This window comes from Actinomadura fulvescens (assembly GCF_039533225.1).
Taxonomy (GTDB): domain Bacteria; phylum Actinomycetota; class Actinomycetes; order Streptosporangiales; family Streptosporangiaceae; genus Spirillospora; species Spirillospora fulvescens.
Genome location: NZ_BAAATD010000001.1, coordinates 211,896 through 234,100, shown reverse-complemented (window position 1 = coordinate 234,100; position 22,205 = coordinate 211,896). Strand labels below are relative to the sequence as shown.

27 protein-coding genes are annotated in these 22,205 nt (G+C 71.2%); 12 read left to right on the top strand and 15 right to left on the bottom strand.

Annotated elements, in window-relative coordinates; genetic code table 11:
• Window positions 1–63 precede the first annotated feature (63 nt).
• From ABD333_RS01080 to ABD333_RS01065, 4 genes are all read right to left on the bottom strand, one after another.
• A complete protein-coding gene (locus tag ABD333_RS01080; RefSeq protein ID WP_344536770.1) occupies window positions 64–1,179 on the bottom strand; it encodes a D-alanine--D-alanine ligase family protein in 1,116 nt (371 codons plus the stop codon).
• A 73-nt stretch (window positions 1,180–1,252) separates the two neighbouring features.
• A complete protein-coding gene (locus tag ABD333_RS01075; RefSeq protein WP_344536768.1) occupies window positions 1,253–2,497 on the bottom strand; it encodes a trans-sulfuration enzyme family protein in 1,245 nt (414 codons plus the stop codon).
• A 13-nt stretch (window positions 2,498–2,510) separates the two neighbouring features.
• Window positions 2,511–3,500: an NAD(P)H-dependent glycerol-3-phosphate dehydrogenase gene (locus ABD333_RS01070; RefSeq protein ID WP_344538781.1), complete on the bottom strand. Its 990-nt coding sequence runs from the start codon at window positions 3,498–3,500 to the stop codon at window positions 2,511–2,513.
• A 17-nt stretch (window positions 3,501–3,517) separates the two neighbouring features.
• Window positions 3,518–4,414 (bottom strand): lysophospholipid acyltransferase family protein, encoded by an 897-nt coding sequence (locus tag ABD333_RS01065; RefSeq protein ID WP_344536766.1) that lies wholly within the window; start codon window positions 4,412–4,414, stop codon window positions 3,518–3,520.
• An 83-nt stretch (window positions 4,415–4,497) separates the two neighbouring features.
• Here ABD333_RS01065 and cofC point away from each other — a divergent pair, with 83 nt between their 5' ends.
• Entirely contained in the window at window positions 4,498–5,181 is a 684-nt protein-coding gene (gene cofC / locus ABD333_RS01060; RefSeq protein ID WP_344536764.1) for a 2-phospho-L-lactate guanylyltransferase, read from the top strand.
• A 9-nt stretch (window positions 5,182–5,190) separates the two neighbouring features.
• Window positions 5,191–5,397, top strand: a complete 207-nt coding sequence (locus ABD333_RS01055; protein ID WP_344536762.1) for a cold-shock protein — start codon at window positions 5,191–5,193, stop codon at window positions 5,395–5,397.
• A 289-nt stretch (window positions 5,398–5,686) separates the two neighbouring features.
• Here ABD333_RS01055 and ABD333_RS01050 read toward each other — a convergent pair whose 3' ends face one another.
• From ABD333_RS01050 to leuC, 4 genes are all read right to left on the bottom strand, one after another.
• On the bottom strand, window positions 5,687–5,965 hold the full coding sequence (locus tag ABD333_RS01050) for an HU family DNA-binding protein (RefSeq protein ID WP_344536760.1): 279 nt from the start codon (window positions 5,963–5,965) through the stop codon (window positions 5,687–5,689).
• Between the two features lie 155 nt (window positions 5,966–6,120).
• A complete protein-coding gene (locus ABD333_RS01045) occupies window positions 6,121–6,354 on the bottom strand; it encodes an SCO5555 family protein (RefSeq protein ID WP_344536758.1) in 234 nt (77 codons plus the stop codon).
• An 83-nt stretch (window positions 6,355–6,437) separates the two neighbouring features.
• A complete protein-coding gene (gene leuD / locus ABD333_RS01040) occupies window positions 6,438–7,025 on the bottom strand; it encodes a 3-isopropylmalate dehydratase small subunit (protein ID WP_344536757.1) in 588 nt (195 codons plus the stop codon).
• 14 nt (window positions 7,026–7,039) lie between these two features.
• Window positions 7,040–8,437, bottom strand: coding sequence for a 3-isopropylmalate dehydratase large subunit (gene leuC, locus ABD333_RS01035; RefSeq protein ID WP_344536756.1), 1,398 nt, complete (start codon window positions 8,435–8,437; stop codon window positions 7,040–7,042).
• Between the two features lie 97 nt (window positions 8,438–8,534).
• On the opposite strand from leuC, the gene ABD333_RS01030 reads away from it, so the two are divergent.
• The 7 genes from ABD333_RS01030 (at window position 8,535) to ABD333_RS01000 (ending at window position 12,710) form a co-directional block, all read left to right on the top strand.
• A complete protein-coding gene (locus ABD333_RS01030; protein WP_344536755.1) occupies window positions 8,535–9,254 on the top strand; it encodes an IclR family transcriptional regulator in 720 nt (239 codons plus the stop codon).
• A gap of 155 nt (window positions 9,255–9,409) precedes the next feature.
• On the top strand, window positions 9,410–10,039 hold the full coding sequence (locus tag ABD333_RS01025; protein WP_344536754.1) for a MerR family transcriptional regulator: 630 nt from the start codon (window positions 9,410–9,412) through the stop codon (window positions 10,037–10,039).
• A 131-nt stretch (window positions 10,040–10,170) separates the two neighbouring features.
• Window positions 10,171–10,557, top strand: a complete 387-nt coding sequence (locus tag ABD333_RS01020) for a YidH family protein (RefSeq protein ID WP_344536752.1) — start codon at window positions 10,171–10,173, stop codon at window positions 10,555–10,557.
• Window positions 10,554–10,865: a DUF202 domain-containing protein gene (locus tag ABD333_RS01015; RefSeq protein ID WP_344536751.1), complete on the top strand. Its 312-nt coding sequence runs from the start codon at window positions 10,554–10,556 to the stop codon at window positions 10,863–10,865. Before ABD333_RS01020 ends, ABD333_RS01015 begins: the two co-directional genes overlap by 4 nt.
• Window positions 10,866–10,906: 41 nt before the next feature.
• Complete coding sequence (locus tag ABD333_RS01010) at window positions 10,907–11,305, top strand: NUDIX hydrolase (RefSeq protein ID WP_344536749.1); 399 nt, start codon at window positions 10,907–10,909, stop codon at window positions 11,303–11,305.
• 152 nt (window positions 11,306–11,457) lie between these two features.
• Complete coding sequence (locus tag ABD333_RS01005) at window positions 11,458–12,189, top strand: alternative oxidase (RefSeq protein ID WP_344536747.1); 732 nt, start codon at window positions 11,458–11,460, stop codon at window positions 12,187–12,189.
• Window positions 12,190–12,347: 158 nt separating this feature from the next.
• A complete protein-coding gene (locus ABD333_RS01000) occupies window positions 12,348–12,710 on the top strand; it encodes a hypothetical protein (RefSeq protein WP_344536745.1) in 363 nt (120 codons plus the stop codon).
• Window positions 12,711–12,715: 5 nt separating this feature from the next.
• Here the strand turns inward: ABD333_RS01000 and ABD333_RS00995 are convergent, their stop codons facing one another.
• A complete protein-coding gene (locus ABD333_RS00995; RefSeq protein ID WP_344536744.1) occupies window positions 12,716–13,180 on the bottom strand; it encodes a hypothetical protein in 465 nt (154 codons plus the stop codon).
• A gap of 186 nt (window positions 13,181–13,366) precedes the next feature.
• Between ABD333_RS00995 and ABD333_RS00990 the strand changes: the two genes are divergently transcribed.
• Entirely contained in the window at window positions 13,367–14,377 is a 1,011-nt protein-coding gene (locus ABD333_RS00990; RefSeq protein ID WP_344536742.1) for a hypothetical protein, read from the top strand.
• Window positions 14,378–14,493: 116 nt separating this feature from the next.
• Window positions 14,494–14,742, top strand: coding sequence for a hypothetical protein (locus ABD333_RS00985; protein ID WP_344536740.1), 249 nt, complete (start codon window positions 14,494–14,496; stop codon window positions 14,740–14,742).
• Between the two features lie 1,547 nt (window positions 14,743–16,289).
• On the opposite strand, the gene ABD333_RS00980 is transcribed toward ABD333_RS00985, so the two are convergent.
• The 3 genes from ABD333_RS00980 to ABD333_RS00970 are packed head-to-tail and all read right to left on the bottom strand — an operon-like array spanning window position 16,290 to window position 18,997.
• Window positions 16,290–17,699: an MFS transporter gene (locus ABD333_RS00980; protein WP_344536739.1), complete on the bottom strand. Its 1,410-nt coding sequence runs from the start codon at window positions 17,697–17,699 to the stop codon at window positions 16,290–16,292.
• Window positions 17,700–17,720: 21 nt separating this feature from the next.
• Window positions 17,721–18,329 carry a TetR/AcrR family transcriptional regulator gene (locus ABD333_RS00975; protein ID WP_344536737.1) on the bottom strand — a complete coding sequence of 203 codons (609 nt, stop codon included), beginning with the start codon at window positions 18,327–18,329 and terminating at the stop codon, window positions 17,721–17,723.
• The gene (locus ABD333_RS00970; protein ID WP_344536735.1) at window positions 18,326–18,997 is read right to left on the bottom strand and encodes an MOSC domain-containing protein; all 672 of its coding nucleotides are present in this window, start codon (window positions 18,995–18,997) and stop codon (window positions 18,326–18,328) included. Before ABD333_RS00970 ends, ABD333_RS00975 begins: the two co-directional genes overlap by 4 nt.
• 203 nt (window positions 18,998–19,200) lie before the next feature.
• Here ABD333_RS00970 and ABD333_RS00965 point away from each other — a divergent pair, with 203 nt between their 5' ends.
• Entirely contained in the window at window positions 19,201–20,349 is a 1,149-nt protein-coding gene (locus tag ABD333_RS00965; RefSeq protein WP_344536733.1) for an acetyl-CoA C-acetyltransferase, read from the top strand.
• Between the two features lie 168 nt (window positions 20,350–20,517).
• Here ABD333_RS00965 and ABD333_RS00960 read toward each other — a convergent pair whose 3' ends face one another.
• Genes ABD333_RS00960 through ABD333_RS00950 form a run of 3 tightly spaced genes read right to left on the bottom strand, consistent with a single transcriptional unit; the run spans window position 20,518 to window position 22,197 of the window.
• On the bottom strand, window positions 20,518–21,213 hold the full coding sequence (locus tag ABD333_RS00960) for a class I SAM-dependent methyltransferase (protein ID WP_344536731.1): 696 nt from the start codon (window positions 21,211–21,213) through the stop codon (window positions 20,518–20,520).
• A 16-nt stretch (window positions 21,214–21,229) separates the two neighbouring features.
• On the bottom strand, window positions 21,230–21,928 hold the full coding sequence (locus ABD333_RS00955; RefSeq protein WP_344536729.1) for an SGNH/GDSL hydrolase family protein: 699 nt from the start codon (window positions 21,926–21,928) through the stop codon (window positions 21,230–21,232).
• Window positions 21,925–22,197 carry a ferredoxin family protein gene (locus ABD333_RS00950; protein WP_344536727.1) on the bottom strand — a complete coding sequence of 91 codons (273 nt, stop codon included), beginning with the start codon at window positions 22,195–22,197 and terminating at the stop codon, window positions 21,925–21,927. The genes ABD333_RS00955 and ABD333_RS00950 overlap by 4 nt, the downstream gene beginning before the upstream one ends.
• Window positions 22,198–22,205: the final 8 nt, after the last annotated feature.

The window sequence follows — 22,205 nt, the reverse complement described above, 5'->3', positions numbered from 1 at the left end:
GGCGAGTCCCGCAACCGGTCGCCACTGTCTTTCAGCGGCGCCGCTGCCGGTCGCCGTTGGCGCTCAGCGCAGGCCGGTGGCGCGCCGGAGCGCCGTCTGGATGAGCCGGTCGACCAGCGCCGGGTAGTCCAGCCCGCCGGCGGCCCACATCTGCGGGAACGCCGAGGTCGGGGTCATGCCGGGCATGGTGTTGATCTCGTTCAGGATCCACTCGCCGTCGGCGGTGTAGAAGAAGTCGACGCGGGCCAGGCCCTCGCAGTCCAGCGCGTCGAACGCCAGGGCGGCGATGCGCTGGGCCTCCTCGATCGCGGCGGGGTCGAGGTCCGGCGGGATGTCCATCCGCAGCGAGCTGTCGAGGTACTTGGTCTCGAAGTCGTAGAAGCCGGCGCCGGAATCCATCACGACCTCGGCGGGCACGCTGGCCTCGGGCGGACCGTCGTCCAGGCCCTGGAGCACGCCCAGCTCGATCTCACGGCCCACGATCGCCGCCTCGACGATCACCTTGGGGTCGTGTTCGCGGGCCGCCTCGACCGCGGCCTCCAGATCCGCCTCGGACTCCACGCGGCTGATCCCCATGCTCGATCCGGCGCGCGCGGGCTTGACGAACACCGGCCGGCCCAGCTCCCGCACTTCGTCGATCTTCCGCTTGCGCTCCCGGCGCCATTCGCGGTCGGTGATGATCACGTACGGGCCGATGGGCAGGCCCTGGGCCTCCCAGACGAGCTTCATGAAGCCCTTGTCCATGCCGACCGCGCTGGACAGCACCCCGGCGCCGACGTAGCGCACCCCGGCGAGCTCCAGCATGCCCTGGATGGTGCCGTCCTCGCCGTACGGGCCGTGCAGCACGGGAAGCACCACGTCCACGCCGACCAGCGCCGCCGAGGGCGCCTCCAGCGGGCCGACGACCATGAGGCCGCGGCTCTCGGGATCGAACGGCAGGGCCAGGGCCTCGCCGTCACCCGAGACCTCGGGCAGCCGGCCGTCCTCGATGGCGAGGTTCAGGTCGGCGGGGGCCAGCACCCAGCGCCCGTCGCGGGCGATGCCGACCGGCACCACCTCGTACCGGTCCCGGTCGATGGCCGCCATCACGGCACCGGCGGTCACGCACGAGATGTTGTGCTCCGAGCTGCGCCCGCCGAACACCACGGCCACACGGATCTTTGAAGACTGCTGGGACATGATTGCCGACCCTACCGGTGATCAGCACGAACCGGCCACGAAGGGCGCGGCCGCGGTGCCGGTGGGAGGCCGGTCAGTGCGGCTCGGCGGCCAGCCGCGTCTGGGCGGGCGGCCTCGGGGACGGCGGGGCCGCGGAACCCAGAGCGCGGCCGATGGTGTCGAGGGCCTCGGTCACGTCGCGGACGAGATCGTCGACGTCCTCCAGGCCGATGGAGAAGCGGACCGCCGCCTCGTCGAGCCGGGGATGGGTGGTCGAGGCGACATGGGCCACGGTGGTGTGCGTACCGCCGAGGGAGGCCGCGACCAGCGGCAGCCGGAGCGCGTCGACCAGGGCCGGCCCCGCGTCGCGCCCGCCGTGCGGGGTGACGGTGACGACCGCGCCGAAACGCGTGCCCTCGGGCCCGGCGGTGAACAGCCGGCGGGCCAGTTCGTGACCGGGGTGGCCGGGCAGGCCCGGATAGTCCACCGCGCGGACGCCCGGGTGCCCGGCGACCGCGGCGGCGAAGAGGTTGGCGGTGTCGCACTGGCGCCGTACCCGGACGGGCAGCGTCTCCAGCCCGCGGCGCAGCAGGAACGCCTCGTCCGGCGCCAGCACGGAGCCGGTCTCGCTCCGGACGCGGCGTACCGCCTCCAGCGGCTCGGGACGGCCGATCACCGCGCCGCCGGTCGCGTCGCCGTGCCCGCCGATGAACGTGGAGGCGGCGTGCACGACCAGGTCGGCGCCGTGCTCCAGCGGGCGGCACACGACCGGCGTGGCGAGGGTGGAGTCGGCCACGAGCAGCGCACCCGCCTCGTGCGCCAGCTCCGCCAGCAGGGGCAGATCGGGCACCTCCAGGCCGGACGCGCCGAGCGTCTCGGCCCACACCAGCCGGGTGGCCGGACGCATCGCGGCACGGACCGCGTCAGCGTCGCCCAGATCGGCGAACGTCGTGTCGACGCCGAACCGGCCGAGCGTGCCGGTCAGCAGGTCGCGTGTACCCCCGTACATCGACGAAGGCGCGACCACGTGCGCGCCGGAGCGGGCGAACGCGAGGAAGACCGCGGTGACGGCGGCCATGCCGGAGCCGAACGCCTCGCCCTCGACGGGGTCGCCGTCGAGCCCCGCGCCCTCCAGCGCCGCGAGGCCCGCGGCGAACGCCTCAGCGGTCGGATTGGCCACATGGCCGCTCGCCAGGCCGGCGTGCTCCGCCGCGTCCGCGAAGGCGAACGCGCTGGTACGCCAGACCGGGAGGCCCACCGGGGACTGCTGCGGTGCGGGAGGCGACGGCAGATGGACGGCACGGGTGTTCTCACCCTGCCTACGGGTGTCTCTACGCATCGCTCACAGCATGTCACACCCCGTAGCGCTCCGGTTTGGGAGAACGCGAGATGAGCGAAATGCCCGCCTCCTTGATCGGGACCCCGTGGTAGAGCACGTCGACCACCGACTCGGTGATGGGCATCTCCACGTTGTGCTTGCGGGCCAGCTCCAGCACCGCCTCGCACGACTTCACGCCTTCGGCGGTCTGCTTGGTGACCGCGACGACCTGCTCAAGCGTCATGCCGCGGCCGAGGTTCTCGCCGAACGTGCGGTTGCGCGACAGCGGCGACATGCAGGTGCCGACCAGGTCGCCCATTCCGGCGAGCCCGGCGAAGGTGTGCTCGTCGGCGCCGAGGGCCGCGCCGAGCCGGGTGATCTCGGCGAGCCCGCGCGTGATCAGCAGGGCCTGGGTGCTGTCGCCGAAGCCGAGCCCGACCGACATCCCCACGCAGAGCGCGACGACGTTCTTGACGGCGCCGCCCAGCTCGCAGCCGATCACGTCGGTGGAGGTGTAGGTGCGGAAGTACGGGGTCATCGTGGCGGCCTGCAGGCGCCGCGCGTTGGCCTCGTCGGTGCAGCCCGCGACCGCGGCGCCCGGCTGGCCGGTGGCGATCTCGCGGGCCAGGTTGGGGCCGCAGAACACCGCCACCTGGTCCTGCGGCACGTCGGCGACCTCCTGGATCACCTCCGACATGCGGCGGCAGGTGCCCATCTCGACGCCCTTCATCAGGCTGACGAGCACCGCGTGCTCCGGGAGGTGCGCGACCCAGCGCGTGAGGTTCTCGCGGAGGGTCTGCGCGGGCACGGCGAGCATCACGAACTCGGCCCCCTCCAGCGCCTCGGCGGGGTCGAGCGTGGCCCGCAGGTCGTCGGGCAGGGCGATCCCGGGCAGGTAGTCGGGGTTCTCGTGCCGCTCGTTGACCGAGTCGACGACCTCGGGCCGGCGGCCCCACAGCGTGACCTCGCCGCCCGCGTCGCACAGCAGCTTGGCGACCACGGTGCCCCACGAGCCCGCGCCCATCACGGCCGAACGCACAGTCACGAGCCGGCCCCGCTCTCCGGGCCGGAGGCCTCGTCCGTGCTCCGCTGTCCCTTGTGGCCGCCGAGGCCCTCGCCGGGCTCGGCGCCCGTAAGCCTGCGGCGTTCCTCCTGGACCTTGTGGTGGTCGTACAGCTCCTTGGGCGGCTGCTCCTCGCGGAGCTCGCCGAGCAGGTCGGCGATGGCGCGCATGATCTCGTCGGTCGCCTCGCGCAGCACGCTCTTGGTGAGCGGCTTGCCCGCGTAGCCCGACAGGTCCACCGGCGGCCCGGCGATCACCTTCATGGTCTTGCGCGGGTACGGGTGGAAGCCCTTCTTCAGGCGGCCCCGCAGCCCGCTCTGCTCTCCCTTCTTGTACGGGAGGAGCTCGTGGGCGCCCCAGCTGGCGACCGGCACGACCTTGGCCCCCGTCTTGAGGGCCATCCGCGCCACGCCGGTCTGGCCGGTCATCGGCCACAACTCGGGGTCGCGGGTGCAGCTGCCCTCGGGGTAGAACATCAGGCACTCGCCGTCCAGCAGCGCCTGCTCGGCGTCCCGCAGGGCGAGCGCGGCGTCCGTCCGGTCGCGGTAGACCGGGATCTGGCCGGTCCCGCGCAGCACGGCCTTGAGGAACCTCACGTCGAACAGCGTCGACTTGGCCAGGTAGACCGGGTAGCGCCCGGCCTCGTACACGAAATGGGCGAGGGCGAGCGGGTCGGACTCCGAGATGTGGTTGGCGGCGATGATCAGGCCGCCGTCCCGGGGCACGTTCCGTTGGCCGCGCCAGTCCCGCTTGAGCAGCCCGTAGAGCAGCGGCCGCAGGATGACGATCGTGAGCTTCCGCCAGGCCGGCGAATACTGGTGGGTGCGGGGGGACGATCCCCCATCCCCGCCGGAGCGTTCGCTCCGCTCACTCATATGTGGCCCTCCTAGGTCAATCCCCTCGTGAACGAGGGGTGTCCTCAAGTGTCGCGGTTGCGTGCGCATAGTGTCGAGTTGCCATGTCTACAGCAGAGCTCAGTGCGCCACGCCTCCAGTGGTCGCTCATCGTGCCGGTGAAGGTCCTCGCCCGCGCCAAAACCCGCCTGTCGGCGGCCGCAGGCCCGCACCGGGAGGCTTTGGCCCTCGCCGTCGCGGCCGACACGGTCGCCGCCGCGCTGCGTTGCGACCGGGTGCAGAGTGTGATCGTCGTCACCGACGATCCCCTCCCCGCCGCCGAACTGGCCGCCCTCGGCGCCGCGGTGGTGCCCGACGAACCGGACGCCGGACTGAATCCGGCCCTGGTCCACGGGGCGCAGCGTTCCCGCGCGATCGCGCCTCACACGGGCGTGGGAGCGATTTCGGCCGACCTTCCCGCGTTGCGCCCCGACGAACTGGCCCGCGTGCTCGACGCCGCCGCCCGCCTGCCCGTCGCGTTCGTGCCCGACGCGGCCGGAGTCGGCACCACGCTCTACACCGCCCGCCCGGGCGTCCCGTTCTCCCCGGCCTTCGGCGGCGACTCCCGCACCGCCCATCGCGCCCGAGGAGCCGGGGAACTCCTCCTCGACGGCATCGACAGCGTACGCCGCGACGTGGACACGCTCGACGACCTGAAGGCCGCCCTGACCCTCGGCCTGGGCCCCCGCACGACCGCGGTGGCCGCACGCCTGCCCGCTCTCGGCGACTCCGTGGGGACCGCGGGATAAGGTGCTCCCATGCAGGGCACCGTGCGCACCTACGACGCCGCGACTCGCTCGGGCAGCGTGCTCCTCGACGACGGCACCGAGCTGCCCTTCGACGCCACCGCCTTCGACGCGGGCGGCCTCCGGATGCTCCGCTTCGGCCAGCGCGTCAACCTGGCCCTGGACCCCACCGACCGGGTATCAGTGATCACCCTGTCGACCTTCCCCCTCCCGCACTGACCGCCGCCACTCGCGACCGCCCTGCGTTGCTGATCAGGTCGCGGACCTCCGCGCGTTCGTACCGGCCAGGCCGACGACCGTTCCCCACAACCTCAGGACGCACCGCGAGCGCGCTGCGCTGAGCGGGGAGCGAGCCGCAGGCGAAGCTCCCCGCGAAGATCGCGAAGCGATGTCGCGCTCGCCGCTTTTGCGGTTCGGGTCCGAGCCGCCAGGCGAGGACCCGAGGCCGTGAAAGCAAATAAACACAGCGCCCGGGCCGTCTAGACGGCCCGGGCGCTGTGCGGGTGCGTTACTTCTTGCCGGCTACGAGGTTCTTGAAGTCGGCGCCCGCCTTGAACTTGGGCACGGACGTCGCGGGAACCTCGATGGTCTTGCCGGTTGCGGGGTTGCGGGCCGTGCGGGCAGGCCGGTCGGCCTTCTCGAACGAACCGAACCCGGTGATCGCAACCTTGTCGCCCTTGGCGACGGCGGTCTGGATCGTGTCCAGGATCGCATCGACGGCCTCGGCTGCGGCCTTCTTGCTGCCCAGCCGGTCAGAGATGGCGTCGACCAGCTCACGCTTGTTCATGGGTTACTCCTCTAGTTCCCCCCTTGCCCGAACGAAACTAAGGGAGGCGCGGCATCGGCACAATCACCAGACAGCAAGAGTTGCCGTGTCGCTGACGTTTTTGTCGTTTTCGCCCTGTCTCGCCGGGCGCCGGACCGAATCCGGCCACGAGCACGCTATCTCCCGTAGGGCGTCCCGCGGAAATCGGCGAGGAAGGTCTCCAGCCGCCGGGCGGCCAGGTCAGGGTCCCGCTTGGCCAGATCTGTGATCGCCAGAAGGTGCCGGATGAGCCTTCGCCGCGTCGTCTGCGGGAGCGGCGCGACGAGCCGGTGCGCGTCGCGCAGCCGGAGCGCGAGGTCGGTCAGCGCCGGGTCGTCCCACTCGGGTCCGGTCCACGGTCGCGCACTCATGGAGCCCCCCAACGGTCGAGCATGTCTCCCCACTGAGGGGATTCTCCTCTGTGGGGAGACGTGCCCGTCAATCCGGGGGGCCTTCAGACCGTGGTCGGCATCCAGGCGATGCGCCGGGACTCGAACTCGGTGATGTCGTCGGCGTGGCGGAGGGTGAGGCCGATGTCGTCCAGGCCCTCCATGAGCCGCCAGCGGGTGTAGTCGTCGATCTCGAAGGAGGCCACGAGGTCGCCGGCGCGGACCTCGCGGCTGCCGAGGTCCACGGTGATCTCGGCCTCGGGGTCCTGCTCGGCCCGTGTCTGGAGGGCCTCGACGGTCTCGGCGGGCAGGATCACCGGCAGCAGCCCCATCTTCGTGGAGTTGTTGCGGAAGATGTCGCCGAAGCGCGGCGCGATGACGACCTTGAAGCCGTACTGCTGCAACGCCCAGACGGCGTGCTCGCGCGACGAGCCGGTGCCGAAGTCGGGGCCGGCGACCAGGATGCTGGCGCCCTCGTACTGCGGCTGGTTCAGGACGAAGCCGGGGTCCTCGCGCCAGGCCGAGAACAGGCCCTGGTCGAAGCCGGTGCGGCTGACCTGCTTGAGCCAGACGGCCGGGATGATCTGGTCGGTGTCGACGTTGCTGCGGCGCAGCGGCACGGCGCGCCCGGTGTGCGTGGTGAACGCTTCCATCGTTCTGGTCGTCCTTAGAGGTCGGCGGGCGCGGTCAGGCGGCCGGTGACGGCGGTGGCGGCGGCGACGGCGGGCGACACCAGGTGCGTGCGGCCGCCGGGGCCCTGACGGCCCTCGAAGTTGCGGTTGGACGTCGAGGCGCTGCGTTCGCCCGGGGTGAGCTTGTCGGGGTTCATGGCGAGGCACATCGAGCAGCCCGCCTCCCGCCATTCGGCGCCCGCGGCGGAGATGACCTCGTTCAGGCCCTCCTCCTCCGCCTGCTTCTTGACCTTCATCGAGCCGGGTACGACCAGCATGCGGACACCGTCGGCGACCTTGCGCCCGGCCAGTACGTCCGCCACGGCGCGCAGGTCCTCGATGCGGCCGTTGGTGCAGGAGCCGACGAACACCGTGTCGACCTCGACCTCGCGCAGCGGCGTGCCCGCGGTGAGGCCCATGTACTCCAGGGCGCGCTCGGCGGCCTGCCGGTCGGTGGGGTCGTCGAACGCGGCGGGGTCGGGCACGGACTCGGTCAGCGGCAGGCCCTGGCCGGGGTTGGTGCCCCAGGTCACGAACGGGGCCAGCGTGGAGGCGTCGATGACGACCTCCTTGTCGAAGACGGCGTCGTCGTCGGTGCGCAGGGACGTCCAGTACTCGACGGCCTTGTCCCAGTCCTCGCCCCGCGGCGCGTGCGGACGGCCCTTGAGGTAGGCGAACGTGGTCTCGTCCGGAGCGATCATCCCGGCGCGGGCGCCCGCCTCGATGGACATGTTGCAGACCGTCATGCGGCCTTCCATCGACAGCTCGCGGATCGCCTGGCCGCGGTACTCGATGATGTGGCCCTGGCCGCCGCCGGTGCCGATCTCGGCGATGATCGCCAGGATCAGGTCCTTGGCGGTCACGCCGGCGGGCAGCGAGCCGTTCACCGTGACGGCCATCATCTTCGGCTTGACCTGCGGCAGCGTCTGGGTGGCCAGCACGTGCTCGACCTCGCTGGTGCCGATGCCGTGGGCCAGCGCGCCGAACGCGCCGTGCGTGGAGGTGTGCGAGTCGCCGCACACCACGGTCATGCCCGGCTGGGTCAGGCCCAGCTGCGGGCCGATGACGTGGACGATGCCCTGGCCGTCGTCGCCCATCGGATGGAGCCGGATGCCGAACTCGGCGGCGTTCTTGCGCAGCGTCTCGACCTGCGTGCGCGACACCGGGTCGGCGATCGGCTTGAGCAGGTCGGTGGTCGGGACGTTGTGGTCCTCGGTGGCGATCGTCAGATCGGGCCGGCGGACCTTGCGTTCGGCCAGGCGCAGGCCGTCGAACGCCTGCGGGCTGGTCACCTCGTGCACCAGGTGAAGATCGATGTAGAGGAGATCCGGCTCGCCCTCGGCACGTCGCACGACGTGCGCGTCGTACACCTTGTCGGCCAATGTGCGGCCCATCGCTCCACCTCACCTGTGTCATCGCCGGCGCGCCGATGCGCCGGCTCCCGGTCGGCCCTGACTTGCATCTCAAATTACGAGACGGCAATATCAAGACATGGACAACTCTAGCGGAGTCGGCGTACTTGACAAAGCGGTTCTCGTCTTGAACGCCCTGGAGGCCGGTCCGGCCTCGCTGGCGCAGCTCGTGCAGACCACCGGACTGGCGCGGCCCACCGCGCACCGGCTCGCCGTCGCGCTGGAGCACCACCGTCTCGTTCACCGGGACACGCAGGGCCGTTTCATCTTGGGACCGCGCCTGGCCGAGCTGGCCGTGGCGGCGGGCGAAGACCGGTTGCTGGCCATCGCCCAGCCGATCCTGGCCCAGCTCCGCGATCTCACCGGCGAGAGCGCCTCGCTTTTCCGCCGCCAGGGCGACGTGCGCGTGTGCGTGGCCTCTGCCGAACGCACGAGCGGCCTGCGCGACACGATCCCGGTCGGCGCCGCGCTTCCGATGACCGCGGGCTCCGCCGCCCAGATCCTGCTGGCCTGGGAAGAGCCCGACCGGCTGCACCGCGGCCTGCGCGGGGCGAAGTTCGAGGCCACCACGCTGGCCTCGGTCCGCCGCCGCGGGTGGGCGCAAAGCGTGGGCGAACGCGAGCAGGGCGTGGGCTCGGTCTCCGCCCCGATCCGGGGCGCGGGCGGCCGGGTGATCGCCGCGGTCTCGGTGTCGGGTCCCCTGGAACGCCTGTCCCGCTCCCCCGGCCGCCTGCACGCGGGCCCGGTCATGGCCGCCGCCGAGAAGATCTCCGAGTCGATGCGCCGCACGACCACCTGACGCCGCCGGGTGCCGATGCCCCGGGTGCCGATGCCCCGGGTGCGGCGCACCCGATGCTGACGCACTGTAGGCGGGAAAGTACCCGGTGGCTGGATAGCGGCGGTATCCAACCAGGAGTCCTGGATAGTGTTGGTATCCAGCCAAGGGGGTGCGTCGTGCAGATCTCCGAGCTCAGCGACCGCAGTGGCCTCACCGTGCAGACGATCAAGTTCTACATCCGCGAGGAGCTGCTCCCCAAGGGCGCGGCGGCGAGCAGCACCCGGTCGGAGTACGACGAACGTCATCTCGAACGGCTGCGGCTCATCCGCGCGCTGCGCGAGGTCGGCGACCTGCCGGTCGCGGCGATCAAGCGCATCGTCGCCGCGGTGGACGACGACACGGTCGGCATGCACGAGCTGTTCGGCACGACGCAGCACGCCATCGGGCCGCACGTCCTGCCGCCCGACGACCCGCACTGGCGGGCCGCCCGCGAGGACGTCGACGCCCTGATCCGCGAGCTCGGCTGGCGGGTGGCCGGCGAGGCGCCCGCCCGCGACCTGCTCGCGCAGACGTTCGTGGCGCTGCGCCGCCTCGGCTTCCCGATCACGCTCACCGATCTGCGCCCGTACGTCCGGGCCGCCGTCACCGTCGCCGAGCACGAGATCGGCCGCGTCACCGGCGACGCGCCGCGCAGCCGCACCGTGCATTCCATGCTGGTGTCCACCGTGTTGTACGAACAGGTGCTCACGGCCCTTCACCGGCTCGCCCAGGAAGACGCCTCCGCACGCCGTTACGGGAGCGAATGACCTTCTGACCTGCAGAGGAGCCATTAGTTCCCGGTATTTGCAGTCGGAATTGAAATCCACATCGATTGGGTCGTCAAATGGCGCCGCGCATAGCATGGGCGCGCCCAGCCGCCGACCTCGCAAGGTGATCGATGACCGCTGTTCAGCCCCCGGAACCGTCCGGCCGATGGACCGACCGGCTGCTCGCCGAGGGCACCGACCCCGACCCCCGCTTCACCCTCGCCAACGAGCGCACGTTCCTGGCCTGGATCCGCACCGCGCTGGCGATGATCGCCGGCGGGATCGGGCTGGCGCTCAGCGGACAGCTGATCGCGGCGCCGCTGCGGAACGGGCTCGCGGCCGGGTGCTCGGTCGCCGGGGCACTGGTCGCGGTCATGGCGTTCCGGCGCTGGCTCCGCACCGAACGCGCCCTGCGGCGCGCCGAGCCGCTGCCGCTGCCCACGCTCGCGCCGATCATCTCCTACGGGCTGGCCGCCCTGTCCGTGGGCCTCGTCGCGGCGCTGCTGGTGACCCGGTGACCCTGTGGGACCCGGGCGCCCAGCCCGAACGCACCTCGCTGGCCTGGTCCCGGACGAACCTGTCGATCATCGTCGCCGGGCTGGTGTGCGTACGGCTGGCGCCCTCGTCCATGGGCGCGGCGCTGGCCGCGGCCGTGGTCTCCGGGGCGGCGGCGCTCCACGTCCGCCGCGTCCGCGCGCAGCACCGCCGCCGCGGCCGGCGCCTCCACGCGGGCGAGCCGGTCGCCGATCCGGGCTCGGTCCTGCTGGCCACGGCCGTCACCGTGCTGCTGGCCCTGCTCGGCCTGATCTTCGTCCTGGGAGACTGATCGCGTGGAGCCCACCGTCGTCGTCCTGGGAGACTGATCGCGTGGAGCTCGATGTCGTCGCCTGGGTGTACGCCGCGCAAGGGCGGATGCTGACCGTCCGATCGCGCGGCCGTGACGTTCTCTACCTGCCCGGCGGCAAGCGCGAACAGGGCGAGGACGACTGGTCGGCCCTGTCACGCGAGGTCCGCGAGGAACTGGCGGTCGAGCTCGTTCCGGCGACATTCCGGCGGCTGGGCGTGGTGCGGGCTCCGGCGCATGACCAGCCCGAATACGAGTACGTGCGGATGGCGTGCTTCACGGCGGGCTACGACGGCGACATCGTCCCGACCGGTGAGGTCGACGAGTTCCGGTACGTGGGACACGAGAACCGTGACCTGCTCGCCCCCGCGTCGCAGGCGGCGCTCGACCTCGCGAAAACGCACGGTCTCCTGTACCCGTAGGGGTGATCCCCTACGCCGAGAGCCGTAGGGGCACGGGCGGACGGCTGTCTCCAGGAGTACCCCAAGTGCCTCTCCACGGCCGACGCGGCACCACGTTCCGTACGCCCAAGATCGAGGCAGATCACAACAGGCCTCACGAACGGAACGAAACCATGACGATCACCGCCCCCGCCGCCCCCGCCGTCGAAACGCATGCCAAGCCCCACGGTGGCCCGCCCAAACTCTCTCCCTGGGAGCTGCGCGCCGCACAGATCGAGACGCTCGAAGCGCCGCGGCTGCGCTACGGGCTGCTCGCGCGGATGCTCTTCAAGCAGATGGACCTGGTGTACGGACGTGAACGCACGCTCGTGAAGTTCACGATGCTGGAGTTCATCGCCCGCGTTCCGTACCAGGCCTGGGAGCGCATGGGCTACTTCGCGCTCTCGCGTCACCGCCGCCGGTCGACGGTCGCCAAGCGGGTGTACGAGCGGATCGAGGAGACCCGCGAGGAGCAGGACAACGAGCAGTGGCACCTGCTGATCCTGCAGGACCTCGTCCAGCGCGACGGCCACCGGCAGTCGTTCCTGCTGCACCGGGTCGCGCCGTGGCTGGTCGCGTTCTTCTACTACCACGTGTCCTGGCTGCTGTTCCTTGTCAGGCCGGAGCTGAGCTACCGCCTCAACGCCGACTTCGAGGACCACGCGGAGCACGAGTACATGAGCTTCGTCGCCGAGCATCCCGAACTGGAGGACCGGCCGGCGCCCACGACGTACGCCGCCGAGTACGGCCGCTACGACTCGGTGGCCGACCTGCTTCGCCAGATCGGCCACGACGAGCGCGTCCACAAGCTCGACAGCCTCGTGAACATGCGCGCACCCCGCTTCCAGGACGCACCGGCACGGTGAGCCGGTGCCTGCGGGCCGGAGCGACTCTGGTCGCTCCGGCCCTTGCCGCTGCCTCAACTTCCATCAACGTTCACGACACGCGAGCAATCATGATTGACGCCCGTCTCCCACGATGGACAGACTAAGCGCGCTGACATCTTGAGTGAACGGGGAATCACATGCAGGATCACATCGCGTACGCCACCGGCCGGATCCGTTCGGCCTGCGACCTGCCCACACTGCTCGCCGCCGCCTTCGCCGGCCTCGAACTGGTCGAACGCGCCGCCTCGGCCTTCGCCGACCGGTCCCCCGCGTACGCCACGGCGGTGAACGAGGCGAGCGACGCCTGGCGTGCGCTCTCCCGCGCCCCGTCCCTGCGGCGGCTCGAAGAGGCCGAACCGAACGAGTCGCTCGCGACGTTCTCCCTGCTGGTCACCCAGGCCCTGGTCGTCGCGACCTCACGCGCCGTCGACCCGGCCGACCGGGTCGCCTGCCTCCAGGCGGCCCGCCACGCCGGACGCGTCCACGACGCCCTGTCGTGACGGGGTCAGTCGGCGGCGCGTTCCTTCCGGTGCCGCACCCGATCGGCCTGCGCCGCCGCGAGGATCATCTCGTCCACGACCCAGCGCGCCTCCGGCGACAGATCGACGAGCGCGCGCAGTACCTCCGGGCGCACCACGCCCACCGCGACCTCACGCCGCAGCGCCTTGAACGTCAGGTCGTCGTCGATCGGGTCGGCCTCGCCCGGGAAGCCGAAGTAGCCGATCGGCACCCCGAAGAAGTTGGCCAGCGCCGTGAGCGTGCGCAGCTGCGGGTTGTCCTGCCGCCCCGTCCGCAGCTTCCAGACCGTCGTCGAGGAGATGTCCTCTCCCGTGGCCGTGTGGATGGCCGCGGCCGTCTCCACGTTGTTGCGGGCGGGCGGCACCCCCAGGGGCCACATGTTCTGGATCAGCCATTCGATCTTCTCTGCGAGCGTCGCCGCGGGGGAGACCCCCGTCCGATCCTCTGTCACCTGCCACCTTCCATGCGCCCCGTGCCCGATGACTTTAGTTGACCGGCTCCGCGCTCGTCAGCTGGGGACACGCTCGGTATCGGAGTGATCACGGATTCGCCATCCTCCCGTGTCGGTCCACCTCCGGCCGCCCACCTCCCTGGTTACATCGAACGCGCAGGTCATCATCGGGGGAGGTGGCCACCTGTGACGTTCCGTAGGCGCATGTTCCTTGGCCTCGCGCTGACGTTCCTCTGCCTCACCGGGGCGGCCCCGGCGACGGCGGACTGCGTGAAGCTCCGCGGCCCCGCCCGTGCGCTGTTCGACCGTTACTCCCTCTGCCACCACCTGCGCCACGAGTTCACCCACAAGAGACCCAACCTCGGCCGCGCCCTCCGCAAGTCGACCCGCAGACCGCACCGCGAGTCGGCCAGAACCGTGGACCGCCGCCCCGTACGCCCGGTCAAGCGACCGCCGAGGCGCATCAAGAAGAAACGCCCACCGCAGCCCACCCGGACCATCACGCCCCCGCCGCCCCAGGCGATCCCACCCGAACCCTCGGACGGCCTGCCGCAGGGCGTGCTCCCCAGCATCGTCGCGGCCATGCTGCTCCTGATGGGCTTCGCGTTCCACCAGTCACTGATCCGCCGCCCGACGCCCATCCCGCAGCTCACACCCCGTCCCGAACCCGTCCTTGAGGCCACCGAACGGCTCGCCAGTCCCACGGGCCTGGGCGTGGTCGGCCCGGGCGCCAACGGCTTCGTCCGCGCCGTGCTGGTCGAACTCGTCACCCGCGGCACCAAGGTCGTCATCACCCGCAACGAGCTGAACCGCCTCTTCGAGGGCGACCTGGAGGAGTCCCTCTGCCAGGCCCTGGCACCCCTGCACGTGTGCGAGCTCCTCGAAGAGGCGATCGAGCACCTCGAACTCGACCTGCTCATGGCCGAGGCCGAGCAGGCCAACCCCGACCTCAGTCCCACCCGTGGCCGCGCCGTCCCCACGTACTGGATCTCCACCCCGGGCCAGGACGACGACGTCGTCCTGCCCCTGGTCCGGCGCGGCAACCTGGTCGGCCTGATGTTCGGCGCGTGGCCGCACGGCACCACCTGCACGATCGACAGCACCGGAACGATCACGCAGGGCGAGACCGCGCTGTCGCTGCCGAGCCTCAGCCCGGCCGAGGCCCTGACCCGCCTCCGCGCCTGCACCGACTGGTGAACTACCAGCAGGTGTAAGACACCCTCGCGCTGCCACCGGGCGCGAACGAAACGGTGGCGCTCCCGAAGCCCCGCGCGTAACAAATCACCGTAGGTCTGATCGTCACCGTCACGGTCGTGCTCCGCCCGCTGGCCAGGGTGCCTCCCCCGCCCGCCGACACCCGGGCGATGCCGGGGTTGACCCCCGCCACCGACCACCGCACGGCCCCGCCGACGGCGGTCAGCGAGAGAGTGCAGCTCCGCGAGATCGGCGCCGCGATCCCCCGGCAACTCCCATCACTCACCCGCAACGTCCCCGTGGCCCTCGCGTTGCGCGGCGGCGGCGCCTTCTTGCGCTTGCTCGGCTTGGTCTGCGGCCTGCTCTGAGGCGGTGCCGAATCCTTCGGCTTGGCCGACGGCGCCGAGCTCGGCTTCTGACCAGGCGACACCGGCGGCGGCGACGTCGGCGTCTCGAACCGCGTGTCCGGCGTACGTCCACCCCCCGCCGACTGCGGCCCGATCGCGCCCCCGCCCTCGTTCGAGAACGGCTGCAACACCATCAACGACAACGCACCAGCGGCCAGCACGACGACCCCCGCCGCCCCGGCCGTGGCGCCCACAAGCTTCTTGCGCCGCCCATCCGACCGCATCATGACGCGCCCATGCCCCAGCGGCGCCACCTGCACATCATCGGAATGCCGAGAAAGATCCGCACCCGCCTTAACACCCGCAGGCGCAGTCCCCTGCGACTTAGCCCGCCCCCCAACAAACGCGCCTCGCTTACCGGACGACTTCGCAGCAGACGCGCTTGGCTGCGCAGATGCGGCGGCAGGCGTGCCGGGCTTGACAGGGTGCGCAGGAACGGACGCGGTTGGTGTGGCAGGCGCAGGAACGCCCGGCGTGGCAGACCGCGTAGACGTGGCGGGAGGCGCGCTCGGCTCCGCAGCCTGCGCGGACGCGGCGGCAGTTGTGTTCGGCTTCGCAGGCTGGGCAGCAGCCGGAACGGTCGGCGGGGTGGACGCAGGCGCAGGCACATCCGGCGTGGCAGGCCGTCCGGATGCCGCAGCAGAGGCACTCGGCTTAGCCGGCTGCGCAGACGCGGCTTGCTCGGCGGCCTGCGCAGACGCCTTCGCGGCAGCAGGTGCGCTTGGGCGCGCAGGCACGGCGGCAGGTGTGTCGGGCTTGACCTGGTGCGCAGGAGCGGGCGCGGTTGGTGCGGCAGGTGCATCCGGCGTGGCAGGCCGCGTGGACGCGGCGGGAGGCGTGCTCGGCGCAGCAGAAAGCGCGGGCGCGGGTGGGGGTGTGGGGGGTTCTTCGGGGGTGGGGGTGTTGGCTTCTAGTTCGGCGGCTTGCTGGAGGGTGATGCCCAGGATCTCGGCCACTTCGATGATGGCCAGGCCGTGGTGGTGTTTGAGGTCGGCCAGTTCACGTTCCAGGTCGTCCATGGCGTAGTGGAAGACCAGGCGGCCGGGCTCCAGGCGGGGTGGTGGCGGGGCGGGGGGCTCGGCGCGTGGGCGGGGGCGTTTGCCCAGGCGGCTCAGGCACTCGTCGCGGACCAGGGAGTAGAGCCAGGCACGGAAGCGGGTGTCGTCGGGCAGCTCTTTGGTACGGGTGACGAGGAGGGCGGCGCGGACGGCTTCCACGGCCAGGTCGCGGTCGTCGAGGAGTGCCTCGGCGTAGTCGAACAGGCGTGGGCCGTAGGAGTTGTAAATGTGCGCGACCGCCCCCGGCCGCTGGTCGCGGAGTGCTTCCGCGAGCCTGCGGTCCTGGTCACGTTGTGGGTTGGGCACCGGACCTCCAGCACAGGTTTTGCCGGAGGCGATTGTGCTCTTGGTGGGGGCTGGGGGGAATGTGTTTCGTGGCGCGGATCTTGCGGGTGTTTTGTCACTGATCTGACAGAACGGGCCGCGGCCCTGAGGCCGCGGCCCGTTCGGTCACTGTTCGGCCGTGGCGGGAGCGGGGAGCAACACCGCCACGATCGCGGCGACAATGGCCACGGCCGCACAGGCGAGGTAGACGTCGTGGAAGGCGTCGATGGCGCGGGTGCCGCCACCGGCGGTGAGGATCGCGGCCATGCCCGCGATGCCCAGGGCGCCGCCCAGCTGGCGGGCGGTCATGTTCATGCCGACGCCTGCGGCGAACTGGAGGGGCGGGAGGGCGGTGGCGGCGGCTGCGGAGAGGGCCGCGACGCCGAGGCCCAGGCCGGCGCCGCCGAGGATGGACGCGGGGACCCAGGCGTCCCAGAAACGCGGTTCGGTGCCGAAGAGGTCGCTGGCCATGAGGAAGTTGCACCCGGCGAAGAGCAGTGAGCCAAGGGCGATCACCCAGCGGTGTTTCGTCGGGTCGCTGACCCGGCCCGCGGCGACGGAGGCGACCATCGAGACGACGGCGCCGATGGACAGGGCGCCCGCGCTCTCCATGATGCTCCAGCGCCACACCTGGGTGGTGAGCAGCGGACCGGTGAGCAGCCACGCGAACATCGCGACACCGAAGATCAGGGAGGCGAGGTTGACGACGGCGAAGCGGCTGCTCGCCCAGAGGTTCGTGGCGATCGCGGGGGCCTCGTGGCCGCGGGAACGGACGAGGGCGACGAGGCCGAGCAGGACGCCGCCGATGAGGAGGGCGAGGGTGCGCGTGTCGGTCCAGCCCCAGTTCTCGCCTTCGGTCAGGGCGGCCACGACGCCGCCGATGCCGAGGACGAGGATCAGGCTGCCGAGAAGGTCGGGGTGCCGGAGCCCGGCGGGCGGATGGATGCGCGGCATCGCGGACAGCGTGCCGAGAACGAGGACGATGCCGACCGGGACGTTCACGTAGAAGACCGATCGCCAGCCGAACGCGTCGACCAGGACACCGCCCACGATCGGGCCGACGACCGCGGAGAAGCCGCCCACCGCCGACCAGGTGCCGATGGCCTTGATCAGGTTTTCGAACGGGATGTGCTGGATGAGCAGCCCCAGCGCCGCCGGGATCATCCCCGCGGCGAAGGCGCCCTGCACGACGCGGCCCGCGATGAGCACCTCGGGGTTGGGGGCGGCGGCGCAGATGACGGACGCGACCGTGAAGCCCGCGAGGGAGCCGAAGAAGACCTCGCGTCTGCCGAGTGTGTCGGCCAGCCGGCCGGCGGGGGTCAGGAACGCGGCGAACGTCACCGCGTAACCGCTCACCACCCAGGTGAGCGTCGACGATTCGGTGCCCGGGAAGTCCGCCAGGATGTCGACGAACGCGATGTTCACGACCGACAGGTCGAGGAACGCCATGAACGTCGCGCCCGAGCAGAGCAGCAACACCAGTCCGGGGTTGACCTTGGGGGGACTCGCGGTCGTGGTCTCGGTATCTGAAGTCACCCGGCTACCTCCATATTCAGTTCAGGTTTTCAGCGCGGCCAGCCTTGAGCGGATCGCGGTGCGTGAGCGGTCGTAAGCGGTGGCGTCGTCGAGCAGGAGCGCCGCCGAGTTGGCGGCGGTGGCGAAGGCGTCGAGCTCGAACGCGAGCTGTGCGGGGTTGACGCTGTCGTCGAGCTCGCCGAGCTGCTGGGCGTCGCGGATGGTCTGCGCGTACAGCGCCAGCCACTCGCGGCGGGCCTCGGCGAGAACGTCGCGCACCCGGCCGGGACGGGCGTCGAACTCGGCGCCGACGGAGAAGAAGAAGCAGCCGCCGGGAAAGACACGGCGTTCGGAGTAGGTGAGCCAGCCGTCGCAGAGCGCCTCCAGGCGGCGCCGTCCGGGGGCCTCGGCGAACGCGGGCTCCACGACGCGGGACGCGAACACCGACTTCGCCGCGCGGATCACGGCGAGCTGCAGCTCCTCCTTGGAGCCGAAGTGCGCGAAGACGCCGCTCTTGCTGACCTTGAGCTCCCCGGCGAGCCGCCCGATCGAGAGGGCCTCAAGGCCTTCGAGGGACGCGATGTCCATGGCGCGCGACAGGATGCGCCGGCGGGTGTGGTCGCCGCGGACCAGGCGGCCGTCGGTCGTCATCGGCTCGCCTCCAGGCGGGCCAGCTTGTCCTGGCACGCGAAGCGCCACTGCTCCGCCAGCGCCGGCGTACCGATCATCTCCCGCAGCCTCTCGGGGTCGTTGTCCGCGCCGCGCGCGAACGAGCCGGTGAACAGTTCGCGCACGGTCGGCGCCGCGGGGTCGCGGTCGATCAGCCGCAGCGTCCCGCTCGCGGGCACGGCACCGCTGCGCAGCACCCGCAGGTACCAGCCGCACCGGGCGCTCTCGATCATCTGCGCGACGGCCTGCTTGCGCCCGAGCTTCATGCCGAACTTGAAGCACGGGCTCCTGGGCTGCGACACCTGCACGAGGGCGGGACCCCACGACCAGACGTCCCCGATGCGGACCTCGCGTTCGTCCGGGCCGGTGACCGACGCGTTCTCCCCCACACCGCCCGGCTCCAGCTCGTAGCCCAGCGAGCGCCAGAACGTGTAGTGCGCGGCCGGGTACATGTAGACCGCCTTGTCGCGTCCGCCGTGGGACACCATGTCGGCCTGCCGGTCGCCGGCCAGCTGCGTCGCCGACAGCTCGACGTGCTCCTCCGCGACCCGCTGCTTGCGGATCGCGCTGAGCACTTCCCGGTCTCCGTCGGCGAGCGGCGCCGGCCGCCCGACGAACAGCCCGCCCAGTTCCAGCTCGGTGTCATTCACAACGCAAAACTGTATGCACGGTCGTTCTATAAAGTCAACGCGCAACCTTCCCAGCCAGACCGCTTATTAGTACGATCGTTCGATCAGTTAATGTGACAAGGATCACCCGGCGGCGGGCCTGTTCGCGGGTCCGGCCCAGGGCTACCGTCGCCATGCGAATCCGGTTCGGACCAGGCGCCGGGCCGTCACGAAGGAGGGACGACATGGCGGAGGCCTACATCGTCGGCGCGGTCCGCACCCCGGTCGGGACGCGAAAGGGCGGGCTCGCGGGCGCGCATCCGGCCGATCTGGCCGGGCACGTGCTCAAGGAGCTCGTCGACCGCACGGAGGTCGACGCGGCGGCGGTGGAGGACGTGATCCTCGGCTGCGTGGGCCAGGTCGGCCCGCAGTCGCTGAACGTCGCGCGCACCGCCTGGCTCTCGGCCGGGCTGCCCGAGCACGTGCCCGGCACGACCATCGACCGGCAGTGCGGCTCGTCGCAGCAGGCCGTGCACTTCGCCGCCCAGGCCGTGCTGTCCGGCACCCAGGACCTGGTCGTGGCCGGCGGCGTCGAGAACATGGCGATGGTCCCGATGGGGTCGAACGTGACGCTCGGCCTGGAGAAGGGCATGCCCTACGTCTCGGGCGAGGGCTGGGCCCGGCGTTACGGCGACCAGGAGATCTCGCAGTTCCGCGGCGCCGAGCTGATCGCCGAGAGGTGGGGCTTCAGCCGGATCGAGCTGGAGGAGTTCTCGGTCGAGAGCCACCGGCGCGCGGTCGAGGCGATCGACCAGGGCCGGTTCGACGACCAGATCACCCCGTACGCGGGCGTCAAGCACGACGAGGTACCGCGCCGCGACACCACGCTGGAGCGGATGGCCTCGCTGAAGCCGCTCCGCGAGGGCGGCCGGATGACCGCGGCCGTCTCCTCCCCCATCTCGGTCGGCGCCGCCGCGGTGCTCATCGCCTCGGCCACCGCGATCGAGCACCACAACCTCGTCCCGCGGGCCCGGGTGCACGCGCTCGCCCTCGCGGGAAGCGACCCCGTCTACATGCTGACCGGCCCGATCCCCGCCACCGCCCGGGTCCTTGAGAAGGGCGGGCTGGAGATCGACGACATCGACGTCTTCGAGGTGAACGAGGCGTTCGCCCCCGTCCCGCTCGCCTGGGCCAAGGACACCGGAGCCTCGCTGGAGAAGACCAACCCCAACGGCGGCGCCATCGCGCTCGGCCATCCCCTCGGCGCCACCGGCGCGGTGCTGATGACCAAGATGCTGCACGAGCTGGAGCGCACCGGCGGCCGCTACGGCCTGCAGACCATGTGCGAAGGCGGCGGCCAGGCCAACGCGACCGTCATCGAACGCATCATCTGAACATCGAGCGCATCAGTGAACATCGAGCGCATCAGCTGAGCTTCAAGGCTTCAAGGCCCGTGACGTGTCCCGGGGATTTGGTGATTTTCCAGCGGTATCCCCGGGACACGCCACGTCCCCCGTAAGGGCGCCTGGCCCGTCAGGCGCCCTCCGGTTTTCCTGTAAAGCTCAGCCGTCCTTCGGCTTTTCCAGCTCGAAGTAGAGGACGGCGCCCGAGGTCTCGGTGCGGACGACCCGCAGGCCCGCGTCACGGAACCAGCCGCGTACTTCCTCCATCGGCGTCACCACGTCCAGGATGCGCAGCTTCACCCAGAGGTTGATGAAGCGGTCGGGGATGAAGGAGGCGCCGCGTACGACGACGCTGCCCTTGACGGCGCCGCCGGGCTTGAGGACGCGGGACCACTCCCGTACGGCCGCCGCCGGGTCGGGCACGCAGTGCAGGCCGCTGTAGGAGACCACGACGTCGAACTCCTCGTCCTTGAACGGGAGCGCCGTCGCGTCGGCCTTCTCGAACTCCACGAAGTCCAGGTGCCGCCGGGCCGCCTCGGCCCGCGCCCGGTCCAGCATCAGGTCGGAGATGTCGGCCGCCACGTACCGCAGCCGCCTCCCGGACCGCAGGCCGAGGAGCACCACGCCGCCGCCCGAGGGGATGTCCAGGACGGACGTTCCCTCTGGCAGCGCCACCGCCGACGCCATGTGCCGGTACATCTTGCGGTTGTCGGTGGCGAAGACCACCGCGCCGTAGAGCATGGCGACCGGGCGACTCTTCACGCCGCGGTCCCAGACCGTGGCCAGCCGCTTGTTGGTCTGCCAGTTGCCGCTGACCACCGAGGGCGCGGCTCCGCTGCCGTTCGTGCTCACCATCTGTCGATCGCCTCCCTCACCTGGACGCCAGGTACACGCCCAGGCGGCGGATCGTCTCCGCCCCCAGCAGTGCGTGGCCGCGCATCGAGGAGTGCATCAGGTCGGAACTGAACATGTCCCTGGACGCGCAGCCCGGGTGGTTCCACATGTCCACCAGGAGTGCGCCGTGCCGGGCCGAGACCGCCCGGATCCGTTCGTTCAAGAGCTCCATGTTGGGCTTCAGTGCCGCCACCTCGGGGATCGCGGCGGAGATGTTCATCAGCGCGAACGTGACGACGTCGGCGCCCGCGGCGCGCAGCGGGCCGACGATCTGGTCGAGCTCCGCCTCGACCTTGGCGGGGTCGAAGTCCGCGCGGAACAGGTCGTTGCCGCCGGCCACCAGGGCCACCAGGTCCGGCCTGAACTCCAGCACCCTGCCGAGCTGCTGTTCGCGCACCTCCGAGGCGATCAGGTCGCGCAACCCCACGTTCAGGAAAGCCAGGTCAGGCACGTGCCGGGTCAGCGCCTCACGGGTGCGGTCGCTCCACGTCACCGAACGGTAGCCGGGCGACTCCTCTCCCAGGCCCTCGGCCAGGCTGTCGCCCATCACGGCGAACCGCCGCCACGGCGCCTTCTCCAGGAGACGGTCGGCCTCGGCCAGGGTGAGGTGGTACTCGTCCGCCTCCTCCTTGGCGTAGTCCCCATCGGCGGGCACGAGGCTCTCGGGGTTGGTCATAGTGGTCCTCTCTCGGTGAAGAAGGCGGCGTTGGCCTCCAGGGACGACCCCCACTCCGGGGGCAGGTCCTCTTCGGGCAGCGCCGCGTCAACGGGGCAGGCCTGGGCGCACGAGTGGCAGTCGATGCACTCCAGCGGGTCGATGTAGAGCTGCGGGCTCTCGTCGTAGCCCGGCTCTCCCGGTGCCGGATGGATGCAGTCGACCGGGCACACCTGCACGCACGAACCGTCCTTCACCCCCACGCACGGCTGGGCGATCACGTAGGTCATCGCGGCCC

What these genes read in the sequence shown, in the direction of transcription:
- ABD333_RS01065 (WP_344536766.1), bottom strand. Translation starts at nt 4,414, where the DNA reads ATGAGTGAGCGGAGCGAACGCTCCGGCGGGGATGGGGGATCGTCCCCC.
- ABD333_RS00955 (WP_344536729.1), bottom strand. Translation starts at nt 21,928, where the DNA reads ATGACCAACCCCGAGAGCCTCGTGCCCGCCGATGGGGACTACGCCAAG.
- ABD333_RS00975 (WP_344536737.1), bottom strand. Translation starts at nt 18,329, where the DNA reads ATGACGACCGACGGCCGCCTGGTCCGCGGCGACCACACCCGCCGGCGC.
- ABD333_RS00960 (WP_344536731.1), bottom strand. Translation starts at nt 21,213, where the DNA reads ATGGTGAGCACGAACGGCAGCGGAGCCGCGCCCTCGGTGGTCAGCGGC.
- ABD333_RS01045 (WP_344536758.1), bottom strand. Translation starts at nt 6,354, where the DNA reads ATGAGTGCGCGACCGTGGACCGGACCCGAGTGGGACGACCCGGCGCTG.
- leuD (WP_344536757.1), bottom strand. Translation starts at nt 7,025, where the DNA reads ATGGAAGCGTTCACCACGCACACCGGGCGCGCCGTGCCGCTGCGCCGC.
- ABD333_RS01030 (WP_344536755.1), top strand. Translation starts at nt 8,535, where the DNA reads ATGGACAACTCTAGCGGAGTCGGCGTACTTGACAAAGCGGTTCTCGTC.
- ABD333_RS00965 (WP_344536733.1), top strand. Translation starts at nt 19,201, where the DNA reads ATGGCGGAGGCCTACATCGTCGGCGCGGTCCGCACCCCGGTCGGGACG.
- ABD333_RS01055 (WP_344536762.1), top strand. Translation starts at nt 5,191, where the DNA reads ATGCAGGGCACCGTGCGCACCTACGACGCCGCGACTCGCTCGGGCAGC.
- ABD333_RS01080 (WP_344536770.1), bottom strand. Translation starts at nt 1,179, where the DNA reads ATGTCCCAGCAGTCTTCAAAGATCCGTGTGGCCGTGGTGTTCGGCGGG.
- ABD333_RS01020 (WP_344536752.1), top strand. Translation starts at nt 10,171, where the DNA reads ATGACCGCTGTTCAGCCCCCGGAACCGTCCGGCCGATGGACCGACCGG.
- ABD333_RS01005 (WP_344536747.1), top strand. Translation starts at nt 11,458, where the DNA reads ATGACGATCACCGCCCCCGCCGCCCCCGCCGTCGAAACGCATGCCAAG.
- ABD333_RS01070 (WP_344538781.1), bottom strand. Translation starts at nt 3,500, where the DNA reads ATGGGCGCGGGCTCGTGGGGCACCGTGGTCGCCAAGCTGCTGTGCGAC.
- ABD333_RS00950 (WP_344536727.1), bottom strand. Translation starts at nt 22,197, where the DNA reads ATGACCTACGTGATCGCCCAGCCGTGCGTGGGGGTGAAGGACGGTTCG.
- leuC (WP_344536756.1), bottom strand. Translation starts at nt 8,437, where the DNA reads ATGGGCCGCACATTGGCCGACAAGGTGTACGACGCGCACGTCGTGCGA.
- ABD333_RS01075 (WP_344536768.1), bottom strand. Translation starts at nt 2,497, where the DNA reads ATGCGTAGAGACACCCGTAGGCAGGGTGAGAACACCCGTGCCGTCCAT.
- cofC (WP_344536764.1), top strand. Translation starts at nt 4,498, where the DNA reads ATGTCTACAGCAGAGCTCAGTGCGCCACGCCTCCAGTGGTCGCTCATC.
- ABD333_RS01050 (WP_344536760.1), bottom strand. Translation starts at nt 5,965, where the DNA reads ATGAACAAGCGTGAGCTGGTCGACGCCATCTCTGACCGGCTGGGCAGC.
- ABD333_RS01000 (WP_344536745.1), top strand. Translation starts at nt 12,348, where the DNA reads ATGCAGGATCACATCGCGTACGCCACCGGCCGGATCCGTTCGGCCTGC.